Below are 18,069 nucleotides of genomic sequence, written 5' to 3'. Positions count from 1 at the left end.
ATGAGTGCGAAGGCGCGCAGTCCGAAATCCCGTCGACCGCCCGCGACGCGCGCGGGAACGGCCGAGGCCGGAGAGTATCGAATCGACACCGGGACAGCGACACTCGTGCGCGATTCCCTGTCCGCCGACGGGTGGACGCTCGAGGTGAACGGCGTACCCAGCTCGCACATCGACGCCCTGGATCCTCAGCGGCTCGATTTCGAGTACATGAGGTGGATCGCGTCTCTCGTCGAGCATCACGATTCTTCGGGCACGTCTGCTTCGCGCTCCGCATCCTCGAACGGCAAGCTGCGGGCCCTGCATCTCGGCGGTGGCGCGTGCACCCTCGCGCGGTACTTCTCGGCGGTGTATCCCGATGCGCGGCAGGTGGTAGTCGAGTTGGACGGCAAGCTCGCGGAGTTGGTACGTGACTGGTTCGATCTACCTCGTGCACCGCTGCTCCGCATCCGGGTGGGCGAGGCGCGTGCCGTCACCGAAACCTTGTCCGAGAACAGTCGCGATCTGGTTGTGCGAGATGTGTTCGCCGGTGCGGTGACTCCGCGGCCACTGACCACCCGGCAGTTCACCGAGCATGTCCGACGGGTTCTGTCGCCCGGCGGACTGTACGTGGTCAACTGCGGCGACACCCGGGACTTGACGATGGCGAAGCGTGAGGCCGCGACCATCGGTGAGATCTTCCCGTACACCTCGATCGTCGCCGATCCGGCGATGCTCAAGGGCCGTCGTTACGGCAACGTCGTGATCGCGGGGAGCGACGTCCCACTCGGCGACGACCCGGCACTGGCCCGGGAGTTGCTGGGCGGCGCAGTCCCCGCTCAGGTCTGGACGGACGAGCGGGTGCGGGCGTTCTGCCGCGATGCGAAGCCGCTGTCCGACGACGAGGCATAGGCTGGGCCGAACAGCTGCACAGCCGAATGCTCGAAAAGAAACTACCCAGGAGATTCACCATGACGTTGGTTGCCCTGCTCGATGTGACACTGAAGCCCGAAGCCCTCGACGAGGGCAAGCAGGTTCTCGGACGGGTGCTCGCCGAGACGCGGGCGTTCGAGGGGTGCCTCGGGGTGGACGTCCTCGTCGACCATGAGGACGAGACCCATTGGATCGCTTACGAGCGTTGGGAATCGGCGGAGGCGGACGCCAAGTACCGTGAGTTCAGGGCAGGTCCGGGCAAGACCACCGAGTTGGGTCCACTGTTGGCTGCCGTGCCCGGGTTGACCAAGTACACGGTGTCCGACATCTAGGTGGTTACCGGACGACCGGTGTAGAAACCCTGCACCATGTCGACGTCCAGTTCGACGGCAACGCGGAGTTCTTCCTCCGTCTCCACGCCCTCCATGATCAAGGTCGCACCGACCTCACGCGCGAACGCGGCGAGAGCCGCTGTCGCCGCTCGCCGTGTCGGGTCGGTGTCGATCCCGTGGACGAGGGTGTAGTCGATCTTCAGTGTGTCCGGCTTGAGTTCGACGACCTGCCTGAGGCCGGAGAATCCCGCGCCGACGTCGTCGATGGAAATGCGAACGCCTGCCGCTCGTAGCCCCTCGACCGATCGGGCAATGGCCCGGTAGTCGTCCACGCGTTCGTGTTCGGTGATTTCGAGGTAGAGCACCCGAGAGTGAAGGTGGGGGCGCAGCCGCGACAGCAGATCCGTCGAGCGGATGGTGGACGCGGACGCGTTCAGCGAGACGAACGCCGTCTCCGGCAGGACGTGCATCGCACTCAATGCGGCGTCGATCGCGGCCAGTTCGAGTTGTGGTCCGACTCCGGCCGCGGTCGCGTCCTTGAACCACATCAGTGGGGATCCGTGTCCGAACGGAAAGCGCGACAGCGCTTCGTATCCCACGACGGCAGTGGTCGCAGTCTCGCAGATCGGCTGGAACACCACCGTCGGGCCGCCGTCGGAGACGAGACTTTCGATCCGGTCCCGAACCAGCAGTGGATCGTGCGAGCGGCGGGGATCTCCGTCGGAGTGTTCCTGTTTGTTTCGGTACAGCTCGATGTCCGCCAACGCGATCAATTTTCGGACGAGGGTGCCGGTGGCGTCACCGCGAATGGTCGTGTCTCCGGCCGATCCGACGCTCGTCGTGAAGGGCGGACCGCTGAACGATTCTTCCAGCGCGGCGCGTAGCCGCTGCTCGGCGTCGTCGACCTCGGCGCGAGTGCCGATGTGCACGCAGACGAACTCGTCTCCGCCGAGCCGTGACACCACCGAGTCCGTGGTCGGGTCGTTTCTGCCGTCTCCACTCCCGGTCGACGCCGCCTGCTGCAACCGGTCTGCGACCTCGACGAGAACGGCGTCACCGGTCGGGTGTCCGTAGCGGTCGTTGACGGCCTTGAACCGGTCGATGTCGACGACCACCACGCCGATTGCTCGGGATTCCACCTTCGTGCCTGCTCGGGCGTAGTTCAGTTGGTCGACCATGTCGAAGAGTCCGCGGCGGTTCCACAACCCGGTCAACGAGTCGCGGAGTCCGACCTGTGCGCGTTGACGAAGGAAGCGAATGTAGGGGCGCAGCGCGAACGGTGTGATGAAGAGAGAGCCGATCGTGACGACGCGTGAGGCGACCGACCACGGTTCCATACCGCTGCGGGCCGCCATCACAGCGAGATAGACAAGAACGAGGGCGGCGAGAATCAGGTGCGCAGTGAGTACTCGCGGCGACGTTCCGACGATGGCGAACAGCGCGACGATGGCGAACATCGCGCACCCAGGCATGGCCACGAACGGTGATTCGTGCGCGAGGAGAACGAAGAGGATGCCGATGTCCGCCCACAGGACGTACACGTTGGCCATCCGCCGGCTGGGCCACCGGCCCAGGATCCAGGCGAGAGCAACCGGAACCGTCGACGCCGACGCCAGCGCCACCAATACCGATTCCACGTCGGTGAACTGCCCCGACGGGATCATCAACAGGCCGGCGATACCGAAGGACGCGGTGAGAAGCCCGATCAGCTTTCGTCCCCAGGCTTCACCCTCGGGAGCTTCGGCGACCGGGACGTCGGGTTCGTAGGTGTTGATGCCGTGCCGAGTCGGCGGTTGGGGGTGCGACCGATCGGTCTGCGAATCCGAACCGGACTCGGTGACACCCTCCACGGTCACTGGACCTCTCGTTCGCTCGACGCCGATCGAGCCTGCGTCGAGCGAGGCAGGCGCACTCCCTGTACTTCGAGGGCCCCCACCCCGTCGAATCGACCTGGTCGAACCGTACCAGCGATCAGGTTATGCGACGGGGTTTCGGGCAATCGGACGTCAGTCGGTACCGGACTCGATGGCGGCGTGGTCGAGGGCGTCCGAATTGACCTGGTCGGAGTTTCCGCCCGCGGAAATGGCTGCTGCCCCACCGGCGGGAACCTGACCGACGAGATCCTCGAACGCCGTGACCTGATGCTGGGAGGCGTACTGCTCGAGCTTGCTGCGCGAGTCCGCGATGTCCAGGTTGCGCATGGTCAGCTGACCGATGCGATCACCGGGGAAGAACGCCTGGTCCTTCGCGCGCTCCATCGACAGCTTCTCGGGGTGGTAGCTGAAGTTCGATCCCTGGGTATCGAGGATCGTGAAGTCCTGGCCGCGGCGCAGACGTACGGTGACGCTTCCGCTGACGACGTTGCCGACCCACCGCTGCAGGCCTTCGCGCAGCATCAGGGCCTGCGGGTCGAACCAGCGGCCCTCGTACAGCAACCGACCGAGTCGACGGCCCTCGTTGTGGTACGACGCGACGGTGTCCTCGTTGTGGACCGCGTTGATCAGGCGCTCGTAGGTGATGTGCAGCAGCGCCATGCCCGGTGCCTCGTAGATGCCACGGCTCTTGGCTTCGATGATGCGGTTCTCGATCTGATCGGACATGCCGAGACCGTGACGTCCGCCGATGGTGTTCGCTTCCATCACCAGGTCGACGGCACTGTCGAAGCGCTTGCCGTTGATCGCGACGGGACGGCCACGCTCGAACTCGACCGTGACGTCCTCGGTGTCGATGGCGACCTCGGGGTCCCAGAAGCGGACACCCATGATGGGGTTGACGATCTCGAGCGACGTGTCGAGGTATTCGAGGCTCTTGGCCTCGTGCGTCGCGCCCCAGATGTTGGCGTCGGTGGAGTACGCCTTCTCCGCGGAGTCGCGGTAGGGCAGGTTGTGCTCGGTGAGCCAGACCGACATTTCCTGACGGCCACCCAGCTCGGTCACGAAGGCCTTGTCCAGCCACGGCTTGTAGATTCGCAGTTCCGGGTTGGCGAGCAGACCGTAGCGGTAGAACCGCTCGATGTCGTTGCCCTTGTAGGTGGAACCGTCGCCCCAGATGGAGACGCCGTCCTCCTGCATCGCGCGGACCAGCAGAGTGCCGGTGACGGCGCGGCCGAGGGGTGTGGTGTTGAAGTAGGTCTGCCCCGACGAACGAATGTGGAAGGCGCCGCACGTCAGCGCGGCCAATCCCTCTTCCACCAGCGGTTCGCGGCAGTCGACGAGGCGAGCCTGCTCGGCACCGTAGGCGCGGCCACGGGCGGGAACGTCGGACAGATCCGGTTCGTCGTACTGGCCGATGTCGGCGGTGTACGCGTACGGGACAGCGCCGTGTTCACGCATCCACGCCACGGCAACGGACGTGTCCAGGCCGCCGGAGAATGCGATGCCGATGCGCTCATCGACGGGAAGTTCATGCAGTACCTTCGTCACGCGAGCATGGTATCTGCTCGATCAGCCCAGGTTGAAAACGGTACGAGCGAGGGTCGAACCGTTCACCTGGATCTCGAGCACATGTTCACCGGGGTAGTACCGGCGAGTGCTGATGGGCCGGAACGAATGTGACCGCGTGAGAACCGCGGGCGAGCCGGGTGCGAGCGTCCGTGTGGTCAATTTGAAGACCTTGGGGCTGCGTGTGCCGTTCGCTCGAACATGGTGAAGGACGTAGTCGACAGCGACCGCCTGCTCCGACGTCGACGCGAGCTCGAACCGGAACGTCAGCTCGCCGCCGCTGACCACGTTCGTCGGGGTCACCGTCAGGTCGTGCACCGTGACGCCGTCGGGCGGCGCGAAACCGAGCAGCGCCAAGGCGTCGGGATCGCCCTTCTTGACCAGGGTGCGCAGCGCGTGCCGAACGAGCCTCGGGGTGTTGTCGTCCGGCGCCTCGGTCCAGCGGCGTGCGGTCGTGACGACGAGCGTCGGGTCCGTGCGGCTCAGATCGTTCAGATGGTTGGCTACCGATCGACGCACGTACTCGGACTCGTCGCGGTACAGCGCGTCCAGGATGGGGACGGTCGCGTCGGGCCGGGCGGTGAGTGCCTTGACTCTCCTCGCCCACGGCAGAAACGGACGGGTGCCCTCGGTGGCGAGTCGGCGGACATGCTCGTCCTCGTGTGAGGTCCACGTCAGGGCCGCTTGGAGCGTGCGGTCCAGGTTCGCGTCCATGAAGGTCCTGATGGCGAACTCGGACGTCAGACGCGGGGTGAGGTCGGCGAGCAGCGCCAAGCCGGAATCGAACGTCGCGGTGTCCGCCGTTGTCGGTGCCACTTCCGGGCCGGGCTTGCTGGAAGTGGTTGCCCTGACGCCGACGGCCTCGGTGACGGGCCAGATCATCCATCCGGTGAAGGTGCTCTTCTTCAGCGCAGTGCGGATCTTCTTCTCGAACGGCGCGTAGGCCGCCGGCAGTTCGGCGAGCAGGGCGTCGCGGACGACGCGGGTACGGTCGCTCAGGCTCAGTCCGTCGAAGTCCCTGGTGGTGGCCAGTGTCGCGGGCATTCGCCCGCCGAGGTGCCGGACCAATTCGGTAACGACTCCGGCGCCGAGGAGTTCGTCGGCAGTGGGCATGTCACACCATGTCCTTCTTCGTCAGCCAGCGGAGAGTCGGCCACCCACAGAAGACCGGCAGCCAACACGTGAGCACGCGATAGAGCAGCACCGACGGGACAGCGACGCTCGCGGGGAGTCCGAACGCCGCGAGCCCGCCGATCAGGGCGGCCTCCACGGCGCCGACGCCACCGGGTGTGGGCGCTGCCGATGCGAGGGTTCCGCCGATCATCGTCACGACGGTGACGGTGACGAACGTGGTGCCGCCGCCGAACGCTTCCACGCTCGCCCACAGGGCCAGTGCGGCGCCCAGAGTGGTTGCCGCACAGCCGAGGACGATGATCGCGAATCGTTTGGGGTCCTTGGCCAGATCTCCGAGTTCACCGAACACCTCCTTCAGCTGCGGGCGCACGGCATTGCGCAGCCAGCGCCGAAGCGTCGGTACGAACAGGACGGTGCCGAGGATGCCGAGGACGACACCCGCGATCAGATAGAGCACCGTCGCGTCCGGTACGAAGTGCGCCAGGTCGGCCGATGTGCCTGCGGCGACGGAGAAGAAGACGAGCAACGAGACGTGCGTGATCACCTGGACCGATTGCTGCAGTGCCACAGCGGCGGTCGCACGTACCGCGCCGAGGCCGCCCTTCTGCAGAAAGCGGACGCTCAGCGCGAGGCCACCGACCCCGGCAGGCGTCGTCGTCGCGGCGAACGTGTTGGCCACCTGCATGATCGTGAGGTTCCGAAAGCTGACGAGTCCGGATGCGCACGCCCACAGTGCCGCGGCCGCACCGACGTACGTCAGCGCCGATACCGCGAGTCCGAGCAGTGCCCACCACCAGTTGGCAGTCTGCAACTCGGTGACGAAGGTCGGGACGGCGCTGATGAACGGGTAGGCGACGTACACGAGACCGATCAGCAGGACCAGTTGGATGATCTGGTTCCGGGTGAAGCGAGTGACCTGCTCGGTGGCGATCTTCTCGGTGCCGGTCTGCTTCACGACTTCGTCGCGTACCGACTTCATGATGCCCTTGCCGTCGGGGACGGACTCGAGCACGCGCGCGGGAATCGCGGTCTTGGTCAACCGCCCGGCTGCAGTGACGACGATGTCCTCGCCGAGGGTGTCGACGGCGATCCGGACTGCCCGCTCCTCACCGAAGAGCGCGGATGTCGAGATCAGAAGTTGCGCGACGTCGGACTGCATCTGCGCGTCCGATGCGCCCAGCTCGGCGCTGGAGAACCCGCCGAACAGGGCCGTGCCGTCGTCGTTGCGGAGCTCCGCGCTGCGCAGATCGCCGTGGGAGATCTGAACCTCGTGCAGTGTCTGGAGTCCGTTCCAGATGCTCGACGCCAACTCGTCGGGTGAGGTCTCGTCGACGGGGACGCCGCGGGGTGCGCTGTGGGCGTACAACGCCCAACCTCGGTCGAGTGCCGACACGGCCAGAGGCCTGCTGCTGGCGACGCCGAGGTCGCCGATGGCGATGCCCATCAGTGCGCGGTGTTCGACGGCTCGGCGCATCGACGCGTGCAGAGGCGCGCTCTCGCTGTTACGGAACGACAGCCATCGCCACACCTGTCGGAGGGCTCCCCCGCTACGTTGGTTCTGGCCGTACATCTCGACGATGATCTCGGGCTCCGGTCCTTCCGCTGCCGCCGAGAGAACCAGCGGGCCTGGCCCCGCAGGCTTCAGTACTTCCAGCGAGATGACGGTGTGACCGCGTTTGGCGAGGAGCCGGACGGCGGCGTCGAGCGGAACCTCGAGCGCAGGCGTGCCGACGACGAGAACGATCAGTGCGCCGACCAACCACCCGACGGACAGGCCGAGCATCGACCGAGCCGGCACGACGGTACTGACGAACAGGTGGATCGGCACGAAGGCGAGCAGCAGGAACCACCACACCCGACGCCACCGCGCGGGTAGCCACGGGCCGGACACCGTGAGGACGGCAGCCAGCATCGCGATCCAACGGGAGTCGTCGAGGAACTGGGACAGGAAGGTGTCGAGACGATCCGGCACGTCGAGGTGCCAGTCCGGGGTCGAGATACCGGTCCCGGTGATGGACAGGGACAGGCCTGCGATGAGTCCTGCCGCCGCATACCCCGCGAGGAGCTTCCATTTCCGTCCGGCGATCAACCCGATGAGGATGCCGAAGGGCAGTGCCAGAATCGCGACGCCGTACAGAAGGTAGACCAGATTCGACTGATCGGGGCTCAGTACACCCAGGATGTTCGACACCGACATCTCGAGGGCGTCCCACTGATTACGGGTGATGAGCGAGCCCGCGATGACCGTCGCGAGCAGCAGCACGGACAGCACCACACGCAGGATGTCGCTTGTCCGTCGGACGAGCGGTTGCAACAGACTCCCGGTGACCGGAATGTCCCGCCCGTCGACTCGCACGTGCGCCAACTTACCGTGGCGGTGCCGCCGACCGGCCGACTACCGCGCCAGTCGACGCACCAGCTCGTTACGAACAGCGGGCCATTCGGACTCGACGATGGAGAACACGACGGTGTCGCGCAGGGAGCCGTCGGGCATGCGTTGGTGGTTACGCAGGATGCCGTCCTGCTTGGCGCCGAGCCGTGCGATGGCGGTGCGTGATTGCAGGTTCATCCAATGGGTACGGAATTCGACTGCGATGCAGTGCATTTCCTCGAACGCATGAGTGAGCAGCAGCAATTTGCTCGCGGTGTTGGTTCCGCTGCGCTGAGCGGAGGTGGCGTTCCAGGTGGACCCGATCTCCAGTCGGCGGTTCGCGGCGTCGGCATTCATGTACGTCGTCATGCCGATGATCTGCCCCGTGTCGTTACGGCGCACGGTGAACGGCAGCATCGACTGGGCGTCGAGCAGGCCGAGTCGCCGATCGATCTCGGCGGCCATGTTCTCCGGCCTCGGCACCGAGGTGTACCAGAGGTTCCAGAGTTCACCGTCGCGAACGGCGTCGGAAAGTCCTTCGAGGTGGTCGTGGCTCAGCGGTTCGAGCGTCACGACGTCGTTGGTCAACGTCACCGGCTGCAGGAAAGTCACGCGGCCGACGATACGTCAGTGCGCTTGCGCGAGCGGGTGAGCAGCACGACCGAAGCGGCTGTCACCGCGACCAGCAGCGCAAGGACGACCACGACATCGTGGAATGCCGCCGCGTACTCGTGCGGATGGCCGGGAATCCCGGCTGCGGTGGCGTCGGCGACGGGGTTGTCGGGCATCGAGGCCGTGACGAACGCGGTGAGCGTCCACGCATAGCCGGCGACGAGCAGAGCCTCGCCGCCGATGCGGAACAGGTTGAGGACGCCCGCAGCCGTGCCGGTCTGCTCCGGGGGAACCGCCGCGAGAGCTTCTCCGTCGACCAAACCGATGGGTAGACCGAATCCCAGGCCGACGGCCACCATCGGCACCACGATCCACCACAGGGAAGAGTCGGGCCGCAGCGCGAGCATCCCGAGATCGCCCAGAACGAGAGCGGCGAGACTGACGCCGATGACCGTCTTCGGCGTAACCGACCCCGTTGTGATCAGCTTGGCCACGACGGCAGGTGCGAGCAGAACGGGGACCGTCATCGTCAGCATGAACAGGCCCGCGGACGTCGGATCCATCGATGTGATGCCGCTGAGTGCATTCGGCAGGTAGGTCAGGAGGGTGACGAATCCGATCGCGCCCGCGACGGGCACCAGGCACAGGCCGAGGAAGGTGCGGTTGCGTAGGAGGCCGACGTCGAGAATAGGGGCCGAGCCCACGCGTTCGGGCCGGACGCGCGGCAGTACGACTGTCCCCGCCAGCGCGACGATCAACACCGCTGCCTGCGCGAGAAAGACTCCTCGCCAGCCGATTCCGCCGACGAGGAAGCCGGAGATCGTGGGGCCGAGCGCAAGTCCGAGCCCGTTGACTGTGCCGAACGCGGCGAAAGCCGTTGCGCGGTCGGCACCGGTGTAGAGATGCGACAGGATCGATGTCGATCCGACGAGCACAGCCGCGGCGCCGATTCCGGCGATAACCCGGGCGGCGTCGAGGATCTCCACCGAGGGAGCGGCGGCACTCACGATGCCGGCCAGGCCGGTCAGCGCGACACCGAGCCGAAACGAGATGTGATGCCCGATGCGGTCCGACACTGCGCCCCACACGACCGTGAACAGCGCGAATACGAGGTTGAACCCGTTGACGACCCAGTGCAGCGGACCGGGGGCGTCGCCGAGGTCGCGCGCGATGTCCGGTAGTGCGATGGCCGTTCCCGCGATCGACATGGGTACGACGAATTGCGCCGCGAGAACGACGGTGTTCCAGGTCGATCGGGGCAACAGTCGCAAGGTCACGCTGCGCAGGCCGGAACTGAACGAGCGGTTCCCCGGCCTGCTGGACCTCATCGCCAACGAGTCGCCGTAAATCGGGTAGCACCGCGCGAGAGCACGCGTTAGCGTCGTCGACATGCACATCGCGATGATCGGCACGACGGCGCCGAGCCACATCTACCCTTCTCTCGGCCTGATCGTCGAGTTGGTGCGCCGCGGGCATCGGGTCACGTACGCCGTCGGTGAACAGCTGGCCGGGCTGGTCGAACCCCTTGGGGTGGAGGTGGTTTCGTTCTCCTCCATCCTCCCGCAGGGTGAGGACGACTGGCCGGACGACCCGGCGTCGGCGATGCACGTGTTCCTGGACGAGGCGCTGGAATCCTTCGCCGGATTGACGGCGTTCTACGACGAGGACCGCCCGGATCTGTTCCTGTACGACATCGGCGGTCTGGCGGCACCGGTGTTGGGTCGTCGCTACGACGTCAAGGCCGTCCAACTCTCACCCGCGATGGTCGCATGGGATGGATACGAGGACGATCTGTCCGAGATGCTCGGTCCACTACGAGCATCCGAGACGGGGCAGAAGTACCACGCCGCGTACTCGACATGGCTCACCGACAACGATATTCACGTCGACGCCTGGGACTGGATCTCCCATCCCGAGCACGTTCTGTCGCTGATTCCGCGTGCGATGCAGCCCAATGCGGACCGGGTACCGGACCGGGTGCAATTCGTCGGCCCGTGTCTCGATGCCGGGCGTCTTGCCGAGACAGGCTGGACGGCCCCGAATGCACGCGTTCTCTACATCTCGTTCGGTACCGGGTTCAACGAGCGGCCGGAGTTCTACCGCACTTGCATCGAGGCGTTCGGCGGAACGGACTGGCACGTGGTGATCTCCATCGGAAACCGTGTCGACGCAGCGGAATTAGGGGACGTGCCGTCGAACATCGAGATCCATGCGCGCGTTCCGCAGCTCGCGGTCCTGCGTGCCGCGTCGGTGTTCGTCACCCACGCAGGAATGGGCGGCTGCACCGAGGCACTGTGGTTCGAGGTCCCCACGGTCGCCATCCCGCAGGCGGTGGATCAGTTCGGAAACGCGTCATTGCTCGAGGAACTCGGAGTCGGCGTCCAGCTCCAGAACGACGAGGTGACGGTGGAATCGCTGCGCGACGCCGTCGGGAAGGTCGCAGACTCCGCGGACATGCGCCGACGCCTCGCCGACATCGGTGCCGACGTCCGCGGATGCGGTGGGATCGACAAGGCGGCCGATGCGGTGGTGAGCGCAGCGAGGTGAGCTCTACTGCTCGCGTCTAGTCGAGAGCGCTGACGCTCATGCCGTAGGGCAGGAAACGCACCTTTCTCGTCGGGTCGGTGTTGTCCTTGTGTGCTCGCAGGGCGTCGAGTTCGGTGGCGAACACCTGGTCGATGGCAGCACCGTCGTCGGAGACGGTGTAGATGGTCCAGACGCCGTCGCCTTTGTCGCCGGTGGTCTCTGGCTCCGGAGCGGGCTTCCTCGTCGGCGCTGCCGCCTCACCGAAGAATGCACCCCATGGCCCGATCGCACCGGATTGGCCGATGATCTTGCCGACCTGGCCGACGACGTCACGCAGTCCGTCGCTCGCTTCCTTGGCGAAGCGATCGAAGTCTTCGGGGTCGATGTTGAACGGTCCGTTGTTGGTCATGTCTCCAGTGTGCGCCCGCTGCGGGATTACTGCTGAAGCCGTGCACCGATCGTGTTGTGCAGGGCCCGGAGACTGTTCTGACCGAGGGTGACGGTCTGCGACTCGATGTGGCGCAGCAGGTGACCGTCGTCGAGGACCTTTTCGCTGGACTGGATCAGCACGGTGCCTGCTCCGGTGAAGTCGAACTGGCGTTCTTCACCACTGTTCGCGCCGAGGAATCCGCGCGCTGCGCCCAGAAAGTTCTGCATCCAGCCTGCGTCGAAGTGATGCGATGGCGACGGGCAGTCGGCCCATCCGACGAGCGCTTCCGGGTCGATGCGCAGTGGAGGTTCGGCGAACATGACCTGCCCGTTCGACGACGCCAGGAACTTGCCGGTACCCAGCAAGGTCAGGAATCCAGGAACGATCGACTGCTTCAGATCGAGGGTCGGCTCGAACGCAAGAAGGTTCGACGCCCGGATGGTCAGATTGCCGTTGTCGAGGTCGTAGGAGTTGATGTTGAAGCCGCGGTCGCCGAGGATCAGCTTGCCCTGACCCTGTGCGAGCACCCAGTCGTTCGAGTACAGCGGCGAGGAGAATCGCGCGGCGACGATGGCAGGCATCGACGTCTGGCCGAGCGGTTCGAAGCGCACGTTGCCGTAGTAGGCGATCATCGCGCCCTTCGACGTGAACCAGGGCTGGCCGGCGAGTTCGACGCAAAAGGCATAGTCGTTGCCGGGGACGTTGTCGTTGACCGGGAGCGTGTGTGGGGTGTGGATCTCGAGGCTCATGTCAGCTCCTAGAACTTCTGCTCGGAGGCCTGGACCCAGACGGTCCCGAAGCCCGTCATCTTCAACTGGATGGCCTCGCCGCTGCCTTTACCGACGGCGTCACGCCATCCGACGTTGGCGGAGATGTCGACCTCGATGTTTCCGATATGACAGACGTACGCCTGGGGATCGACCACCACCTGGGGGTGCTCCGGCCCGACCTGCAGTGGAATGGCCCCGCCGTGAGACAGAACGGCAACGCTGCCCTGCCCGGTCAGCTGAGTGGTGAACAAGCCCTGGCCGGTCATCGCTCCTCGAACTGCTCCACGCACACCACCCTGTGAGGTGAGCGCGACGATCGAGCTCTGGAGGTAACCGTCGTGCGCGAGCAGGCGGTCCGCTTCGACGGTCAGCCTCGACGACCCGTCGAGGTGGATCACTTCGACGTACAGGCCCGCGTGGCCGTAGAAGACCTCACCCTGGCCTTCGGCCGCCATCATCGCGACGTGCTCGCCGGACATCATCCTCCCCGCCATGCCCGCCACGCCACCCATCGACGGCATGGCACCCGCCGATCCACCCATCGAGTGCGGGATGAAATGGACGTCGCCGGTGTAGTAGAGCATGGAACCCTTGCGTGCCAACACGTTCTGGCCCGGTGCGAGGGTCGACTTGACGACTTTGCTGTTGACGAGTTCCAGCGGCATGTCAGCGCTCCTCGGGCTGGATGTAGACGACGCCGTGGCCGTCGAAACGCAGCGAGAAGGCTTCGCCGCTGCCGCCTCCGATGGCGGATCGCCAGGTCACGTCCGTCACGAAGCTCTGGTTCAGCTGCCCGCGGTGGGCGACGAACGCGTCGGGATCGACGACGAGCGGGTACTGCGGGTCGACGGCCAGCGCGATGAGCGGCCCGCCCGCCGACAGCAGTGCGACCTGGCCGCTTCCGCTGACCACCGTCGTGAACAGTCCTTGGCCCGACGACGCTCCGCGGAGGCCGGAGAACTTGACCTCGGTCTTCAGCTGACCGGTGAGAGCCAGTAGCTGCGACGCTTCGACGTGCATGGAGTCACCGGAGATGTCGACGATGGTGACGTCCTGGGCGTCGACGGCAAAATAGACGGTGCCTTTACCGGAAACCTCCATCAGAGAGAGGGATTCGCCCGTCACCTTCTGCTTGAGCGCAGCGCGCAGACCTCCACCACCGCCCATTCCGGCGTTCTTGAAGGCGACGTCGCCCTCGTACGCGACCATCGATCCGGTGATCGCGCGCAGCGAGTCACCGTTCAGATTCGCGACGAGCACTCGGTGCCCGTTCAAAGTCAGCTGAGCCACGGGGGAACTATGCCACGCGCAGTTCCCCCGTGCCAGCTTTACCCGACGAGCGGCTTCAGGGTTTTACCTGCAAGTTCGACGACGCCGGGCTCGTGTCCATTGGTGACCAGATTGATGATGATTCCGTCGATACCGTGGTCGAGAACGCGCTTCTGGATCTGCCCGGCGATGTCGTCGGGAGTGCCGCAGAAGATGCGATCGGTGGCGGCCGCGGCATCGTCGTCGGACAGGTTGGACACGTCGACGCCGGTGGAGAGCAGGTAGTCGTTCCTCAGCTTCACTGCCTTGTCGCCGTCCTCGTCGATGATGACGAACGCGAGGAAGCTGGTTTCGAGATCCTTGGGATCGCGGTCCACCTCTTCGCAGCGCGCTTCGACGGCTGCGACCTTGCGCGGCAATTCGCTTGCGTTGCAGATGATGTTGAGGTGATCCGCGAACTGCGCCGCGAGACCGAACGTCTTCTTCTCGCCGCCGCCGCCGAGCATGATGGGCAGATCGTCGCGGATGCGAGGCTCGTTGATCGCGTTCTCGACCTGGTACCAGAGGCCGTCGAACGTCGGTCGCTGACCGCGAAGCATGGGTTCGATGATCTGGAGGGCTTCGTCGAGACGCTCGAAACGGTCCGTGAACGTGCCGAACTCGAGCCCGAAGCTGGTGTGCTCCAGTTCGAACCAGCCCGCACCGATGCCGAGGATCGCGCGTCCGCCGCTGACGACGTCGAGCGTGGTGACGGTCTTGGCGAGTATTGCCGGGTTCCGGTAGGTGTTGCCGGTGACGAGGGCCGACAGCTGGATGGTCTCCGTGGCACTGGCCAGCCCCGAGAGGGCGGAGTACGCCTCGAGCATCGGCTCGTCCGGCTTGCCGATTCCGGGGAGTTGGTAGAAGTGGTCCATGACGAACGCGGTGTCGAATCCCGCGGCTTCTGCCTCGCGCGCCTGCGCGATGACCGTGGGGAACAGTTCCTTGACGGAACCTTCGTAGCTGAAATTGGGCATCTGGTAACCGAGACGAATAGTCACGTACTGAACGCTACTCCCGTCGGTGACGTATGCCACCTGGACGAGTTGACTATGCAAAGATATAGTCAGGCTAGCTAGGGTAAAGCAAAGCCAGTCGAAGGGGTCTTGCCATGTCACACACATTCGGCCGCGACGCAGTCATCGTCGAGGCGGTCCGTACTCCGGTCGGTAAAGGCAAGGCCAGCGGGGCGCTGCACGGTGTGCATCCAGCCGATCTGCTGGCGCACAGCCTCCGGGCCCTCGTCGAACGAAGCGGGATCGACCCGGCGATGATCGACGACGTCATCACCGGGGCGGTCACGCAGGTGGACGAACAAGCCTTCAACATCGCTCGGACGGCACTGCTGGCTGCCGGTTACCCCGAGTCCGTGCCCGGCACTACGGTGGACCGCCAATGTGGAAGCAGCCAGCAGGCAGTGCATTTCGCCGCGCAGGGTGTCATGTCCGGTGCGTACGACATCGTCGTTGCTGCCGGCGTCGAATCCATGGGACGTGTGCCGATGGGTTCCAACGTCAGGCCGGGTTCCAACGTCAGGCCGGGTTCCGATCCGCGAGGGATCGGCTTCAGCGAACGATACGCCGAAGGGCTTGTGGCGCAGGGTCACAGCGCCGAGCTGATCGCAGCGAAGTGGGGATTCGACCGGACCGCTCAGGACGAGTTCGCATTGAACAGTCATGCCAAGGCCTACGCCGCCGCCACCGGAGGCAGGTTTTCGAAAGAATTGGCACCCCTGGCGGAGTTGGATCACGACGAGATCATCCGTAGCGGCGGAACGCTGGAATCGATGGCTGCTCTACGGTCGGCATTCGTCGATGATGCAGTAGGTGAACGCTTCCCACAGATCGACTGGTCCGTCACCGCCGGGAACAGTAGTCCGCTCAGCGACGGCAGCGCCGCTTTGCTGATCACGACGAGCGAGATCGCCACGCGCTTGGGGTTGAAGCCTCTCGCGCGCCTGCACAGCGTCGCTGTCGTCGGATCCGATCCGTTGTACATGCTCACCGGCGTCATTCCAGCGACCGAGAAGGTGTTGAAGCGGGCGGGCCTGGGCCTGGCCGATATCGATTTGTTCGAGGTGAACGAGGCCTTCGCTTCGGTGGTTCTGGCATGGCAGAAGGAAACCGGTGCAGACTCGTCCCGGGTGAACGTCAACGGCGGAGCCATCGCGATCGGCCACCCACTCGGGGCAAGCGGAGCACGAATCATGACGACGTTGGTCAACGCCATGGAGCAGAACGATGCCCGATTCGGTCTGCAGACGATGTGCGAAGCAGGCGGGCTCGCGAACGCGACGGTTCTGGAACGGGTCTGAAGCAGGTTTTCGCTGCAGAACACGTGCATCGGGTGAACAATCGGACCATGCCGACACTCGAACTCACAGGACCACCGTTCTCCGGATTCGCCGTCGACGACATGGAGGCGGCCCGAGCGTTCTACGCGGACACGCTCGGGCTGACCGTCGAGACAGGTGAGATGGGCATGCTCCACCTTCGTCTGAGCGACGCCGTCGAGATTCTGATCTACCCGCGGGAGCGGCACGAACCCGCGCCGTACACCATTCTCAACTTTCCGGTCGCGGACATCGACGCCGCCGTCGACGCGTTGACGGCCGAAGGAGTTGTCTTTCAGCAGTATCCGGACATGGGAACCGACGAGAAGGGGATCTTCCGCCACGGCGGACCGCTGATCGCCTGGTTCACCGACCCGTCCGGCAACATCCTGTCCGTGTTGCAGGCGTGAACACTGCGGGTGCGAATCAGGCGGTGGGAGTTCCCAGCTCGAGCGTCACGGGTTGCTCCTGACGAATACCCTGCTCGGTCACCCACTCGAGACGCATCGTCTCCCCCGGCCTGCGCCCGATCATCTCCGCCGACATGTCCTTCGAGGATCGAACAGGTCTGCCGTCGACGGAGACGATCACATCGCCGTCGGCCAGGCCGGTTCTCATTGCGGGAGAGTCGTTCCGAACAGACGTCACCGCAGCTCCCTGCGACGGGCCCGCCGAACGGAAAGCCGACACGTCCCGGATCGACACCCCGAGATACGGCGTCGGGCCGACGTGGACAGTCCCACCCGAGCGTCCGGTCCGCACCTGTTCGACGACGGCCATGGCGTCGTCGATCGGGATGGCGTACGCCTCCGGAGCTTGCGTGGCTCTGGCGTCGTCCGAGAGCCCGGCCGCGTCCACTCCGATGACGTCTCCCCATGCGTCGACGAGCGGTCCGCCCGAGTCGCCGGCGCGAACGTCGGCGTCGATCTGAATCATCCCGGTCAGCTCGTTGCTGGTTCCGTCGACCGAGTTCTGCGCGGTGACAACCCGATCCAGTGCGACGATTTTCCCCGGCGCCGGGACGAGAATTCCGCCGCCTGCCGCATTCCCGACGGCTGTGACCGCGTCACCGACCGCGAGGTCGGCCGAGGACCCGATGGGCGCCGGCGGGAGATCCGACGCGGTCGCCAACTCCAGTACCGCAAGGTCACGGGACTTGTCGTAGCCCAGCACCGACGCGTCGTAGATCAGGCCGTTGCCCATGTGCACGGCAGTCACAGCCGTCGCCTGTTCGACGACGTGGAAGTTCGTCAGAACCAACCCGTCCGCGCCGACGACGAATCCCGTTCCGGCCACTCCGTACGTGCCGAACTCGGCGGAGATCGTGACCACCGTCGGATCCACGCGGGCGGACAACTGCTCCGGTGTGAGCGGGGGCCCCGCGGGCGCTGGTGGTGGTGCCGGAGGCAACGCAACCGGAGGCTGAACAGCGTCGAACCCACCCGGCGCCAGCTGGGGTGCCAGCGCCGTCGCCGCGAGCGTCAGCACCACCACGGTCACCGCCCGACCAGCTGCCTGCATAGCCTCCGATTATGGCCGCCCGTCGACGAAAATGCGCCTGTCTCAGCAGCTGCATTCTGCTGCTGCCGGTCTGGTAGACCCACTGCTTGCTGGAACACCACTGCTGCCCGCCAGGCTCGACTCGCTGACTGTACTGGCCGCCGCTCCGCCCGTGTTCTCTTACGCCTCGAACTGCGCCCCCGTTCGTTCGGCCTTGCTGTTGCGGGCATGACTGTGCGCGGCACACGTGGAGCGTGTGTGCCGCTGGCAGCCTGCTGGTGGTCATCGACCTGGTGGTGGGTCCTGTTCCGGTGGGCTCGCTTCAGGGGTCCTTGGTGTGGGGGTGCTCGGTGTGGGGGTGCTTGGTGTGGGGGTGCTTGGTGTGGGGGTGCTCGGTGTGCGGTT

Annotated in this window: 18 protein-coding genes; 6 read left to right on the top strand and 12 right to left on the bottom strand. The window is 65.5% G+C overall.

The genetic code is table 11. From position 1 onward, the window contains the following. Both CH292_RS13515 and CH292_RS13510 read left to right on the top strand, forming a co-directional pair. Positions 1-888, top strand: coding sequence for a spermidine synthase (locus CH292_RS13515; RefSeq protein ID WP_094654998.1), 888 nt, complete (start codon positions 1-3; stop codon positions 886-888). Positions 889-947: 59 nt separating this feature from the next. Next, on the top strand, positions 948-1,241 hold the full coding sequence (locus CH292_RS13510; RefSeq protein WP_094654997.1) for a putative quinol monooxygenase: 294 nt from the start codon (positions 948-950) through the stop codon (positions 1,239-1,241). Here CH292_RS13510 and CH292_RS13505 read toward each other — a convergent pair. The 6 genes from CH292_RS13505 to CH292_RS13480 form a co-directional block, all read right to left on the bottom strand. After that, positions 1,238-3,097, bottom strand: a complete 1,860-nt coding sequence (locus CH292_RS13505) for a bifunctional diguanylate cyclase/phosphodiesterase (protein ID WP_094654996.1) — start codon at positions 3,095-3,097, stop codon at positions 1,238-1,240. The genes CH292_RS13510 and CH292_RS13505 overlap by 4 nt on opposite strands. 150 nt (positions 3,098-3,247) lie before the next feature. Further along, positions 3,248-4,663, bottom strand: a complete 1,416-nt coding sequence (gene argG, locus CH292_RS13500) for an argininosuccinate synthase (RefSeq protein ID WP_094654995.1) — start codon at positions 4,661-4,663, stop codon at positions 3,248-3,250. 21 nt (positions 4,664-4,684) lie between these two features. Next, entirely contained in the window at positions 4,685-5,794 is a 1,110-nt protein-coding gene (locus CH292_RS13495) for a DNA alkylation repair protein (RefSeq protein WP_094654994.1), read from the bottom strand. A gap of 1 nt (position 5,795) precedes the next feature. After that, a complete protein-coding gene (locus CH292_RS13490; RefSeq protein WP_094654993.1) occupies positions 5,796-8,171 on the bottom strand; it encodes a lysylphosphatidylglycerol synthase transmembrane domain-containing protein in 2,376 nt (791 codons plus the stop codon). A gap of 39 nt (positions 8,172-8,210) precedes the next feature. Continuing rightward, positions 8,211-8,798, bottom strand: a complete 588-nt coding sequence (locus CH292_RS13485; protein WP_019665261.1) for a GNAT family N-acetyltransferase — start codon at positions 8,796-8,798, stop codon at positions 8,211-8,213. Next, entirely contained in the window at positions 8,795-10,006 is a 1,212-nt protein-coding gene (locus tag CH292_RS13480) for an MFS transporter (protein WP_094654992.1), read from the bottom strand. The genes CH292_RS13485 and CH292_RS13480 overlap by 4 nt, the downstream gene beginning before the upstream one ends. Between CH292_RS13480 and CH292_RS13475 the strand changes: the two genes are divergently transcribed. Together CH292_RS13475 and CH292_RS13470 are read left to right on the top strand one after the other, a co-directional pair. After that, a complete protein-coding gene (locus CH292_RS13475; RefSeq protein WP_218830177.1) occupies positions 10,005-10,145 on the top strand; it encodes a hypothetical protein in 141 nt (46 codons plus the stop codon). The genes CH292_RS13480 and CH292_RS13475 overlap by 2 nt on opposite strands. 42 nt (positions 10,146-10,187) lie before the next feature. Beyond that, positions 10,188-11,345, top strand: a complete 1,158-nt coding sequence (locus tag CH292_RS13470) for a macrolide family glycosyltransferase (RefSeq protein WP_094654991.1) — start codon at positions 10,188-10,190, stop codon at positions 11,343-11,345. 16 nt (positions 11,346-11,361) lie between these two features. Here CH292_RS13470 and CH292_RS13465 read toward each other — a convergent pair whose 3' ends face one another. The 5 genes from CH292_RS13465 to CH292_RS13445 are packed head-to-tail and all read right to left on the bottom strand — an operon-like array spanning position 11,362 to position 14,833. Next, complete coding sequence (locus CH292_RS13465) at positions 11,362-11,733, bottom strand: hypothetical protein (RefSeq protein WP_020110368.1); 372 nt, start codon at positions 11,731-11,733, stop codon at positions 11,362-11,364. 26 nt (positions 11,734-11,759) lie between these two features. Next, the gene (locus CH292_RS13460) at positions 11,760-12,503 is read right to left on the bottom strand and encodes an AIM24 family protein (RefSeq protein WP_019665266.1); all 744 of its coding nucleotides are present in this window, start codon (positions 12,501-12,503) and stop codon (positions 11,760-11,762) included. 8 nt (positions 12,504-12,511) lie between these two features. Further along, positions 12,512-13,189 carry an AIM24 family protein gene (locus CH292_RS13455; RefSeq protein ID WP_094654990.1) on the bottom strand — a complete coding sequence of 226 codons (678 nt, stop codon included), beginning with the start codon at positions 13,187-13,189 and terminating at the stop codon, positions 12,512-12,514. A gap of 1 nt (position 13,190) precedes the next feature. After that, positions 13,191-13,814: an AIM24 family protein gene (locus CH292_RS13450; RefSeq protein WP_371828326.1), complete on the bottom strand. Its 624-nt coding sequence runs from the start codon at positions 13,812-13,814 to the stop codon at positions 13,191-13,193. A 38-nt stretch (positions 13,815-13,852) separates the two neighbouring features. Then, positions 13,853-14,833, bottom strand: coding sequence for an LLM class F420-dependent oxidoreductase (locus tag CH292_RS13445; protein ID WP_026347813.1), 981 nt, complete (start codon positions 14,831-14,833; stop codon positions 13,853-13,855). A gap of 110 nt (positions 14,834-14,943) precedes the next feature. Between CH292_RS13445 and CH292_RS13440 the strand changes: the two genes are divergently transcribed. Beyond that, positions 14,944-16,146, top strand: coding sequence for a thiolase family protein (locus CH292_RS13440; protein ID WP_094654989.1), 1,203 nt, complete (start codon positions 14,944-14,946; stop codon positions 16,144-16,146). A gap of 47 nt (positions 16,147-16,193) precedes the next feature. Beyond that, entirely contained in the window at positions 16,194-16,574 is a 381-nt protein-coding gene (locus CH292_RS13435) for a VOC family protein (protein ID WP_020110364.1), read from the top strand. Positions 16,575-16,590: 16 nt separating this feature from the next. Here CH292_RS13435 and CH292_RS13430 read toward each other — a convergent pair whose 3' ends face one another. Continuing rightward, entirely contained in the window at positions 16,591-17,685 is a 1,095-nt protein-coding gene (locus tag CH292_RS13430; RefSeq protein ID WP_026347815.1) for a S1C family serine protease, read from the bottom strand. Positions 17,686-18,069 lie beyond the last annotated feature (384 nt).

Source organism: Rhodococcus sp. 14-2470-1a (assembly GCF_002259425.1).
GTDB lineage: Bacteria > Actinomycetota > Actinomycetes > Mycobacteriales > Mycobacteriaceae > Rhodococcoides > Rhodococcoides fascians_E.
Note: the sequence above shows the minus strand (reverse complement) of the source record. Positions and strands in the feature narration are given on the sequence as shown.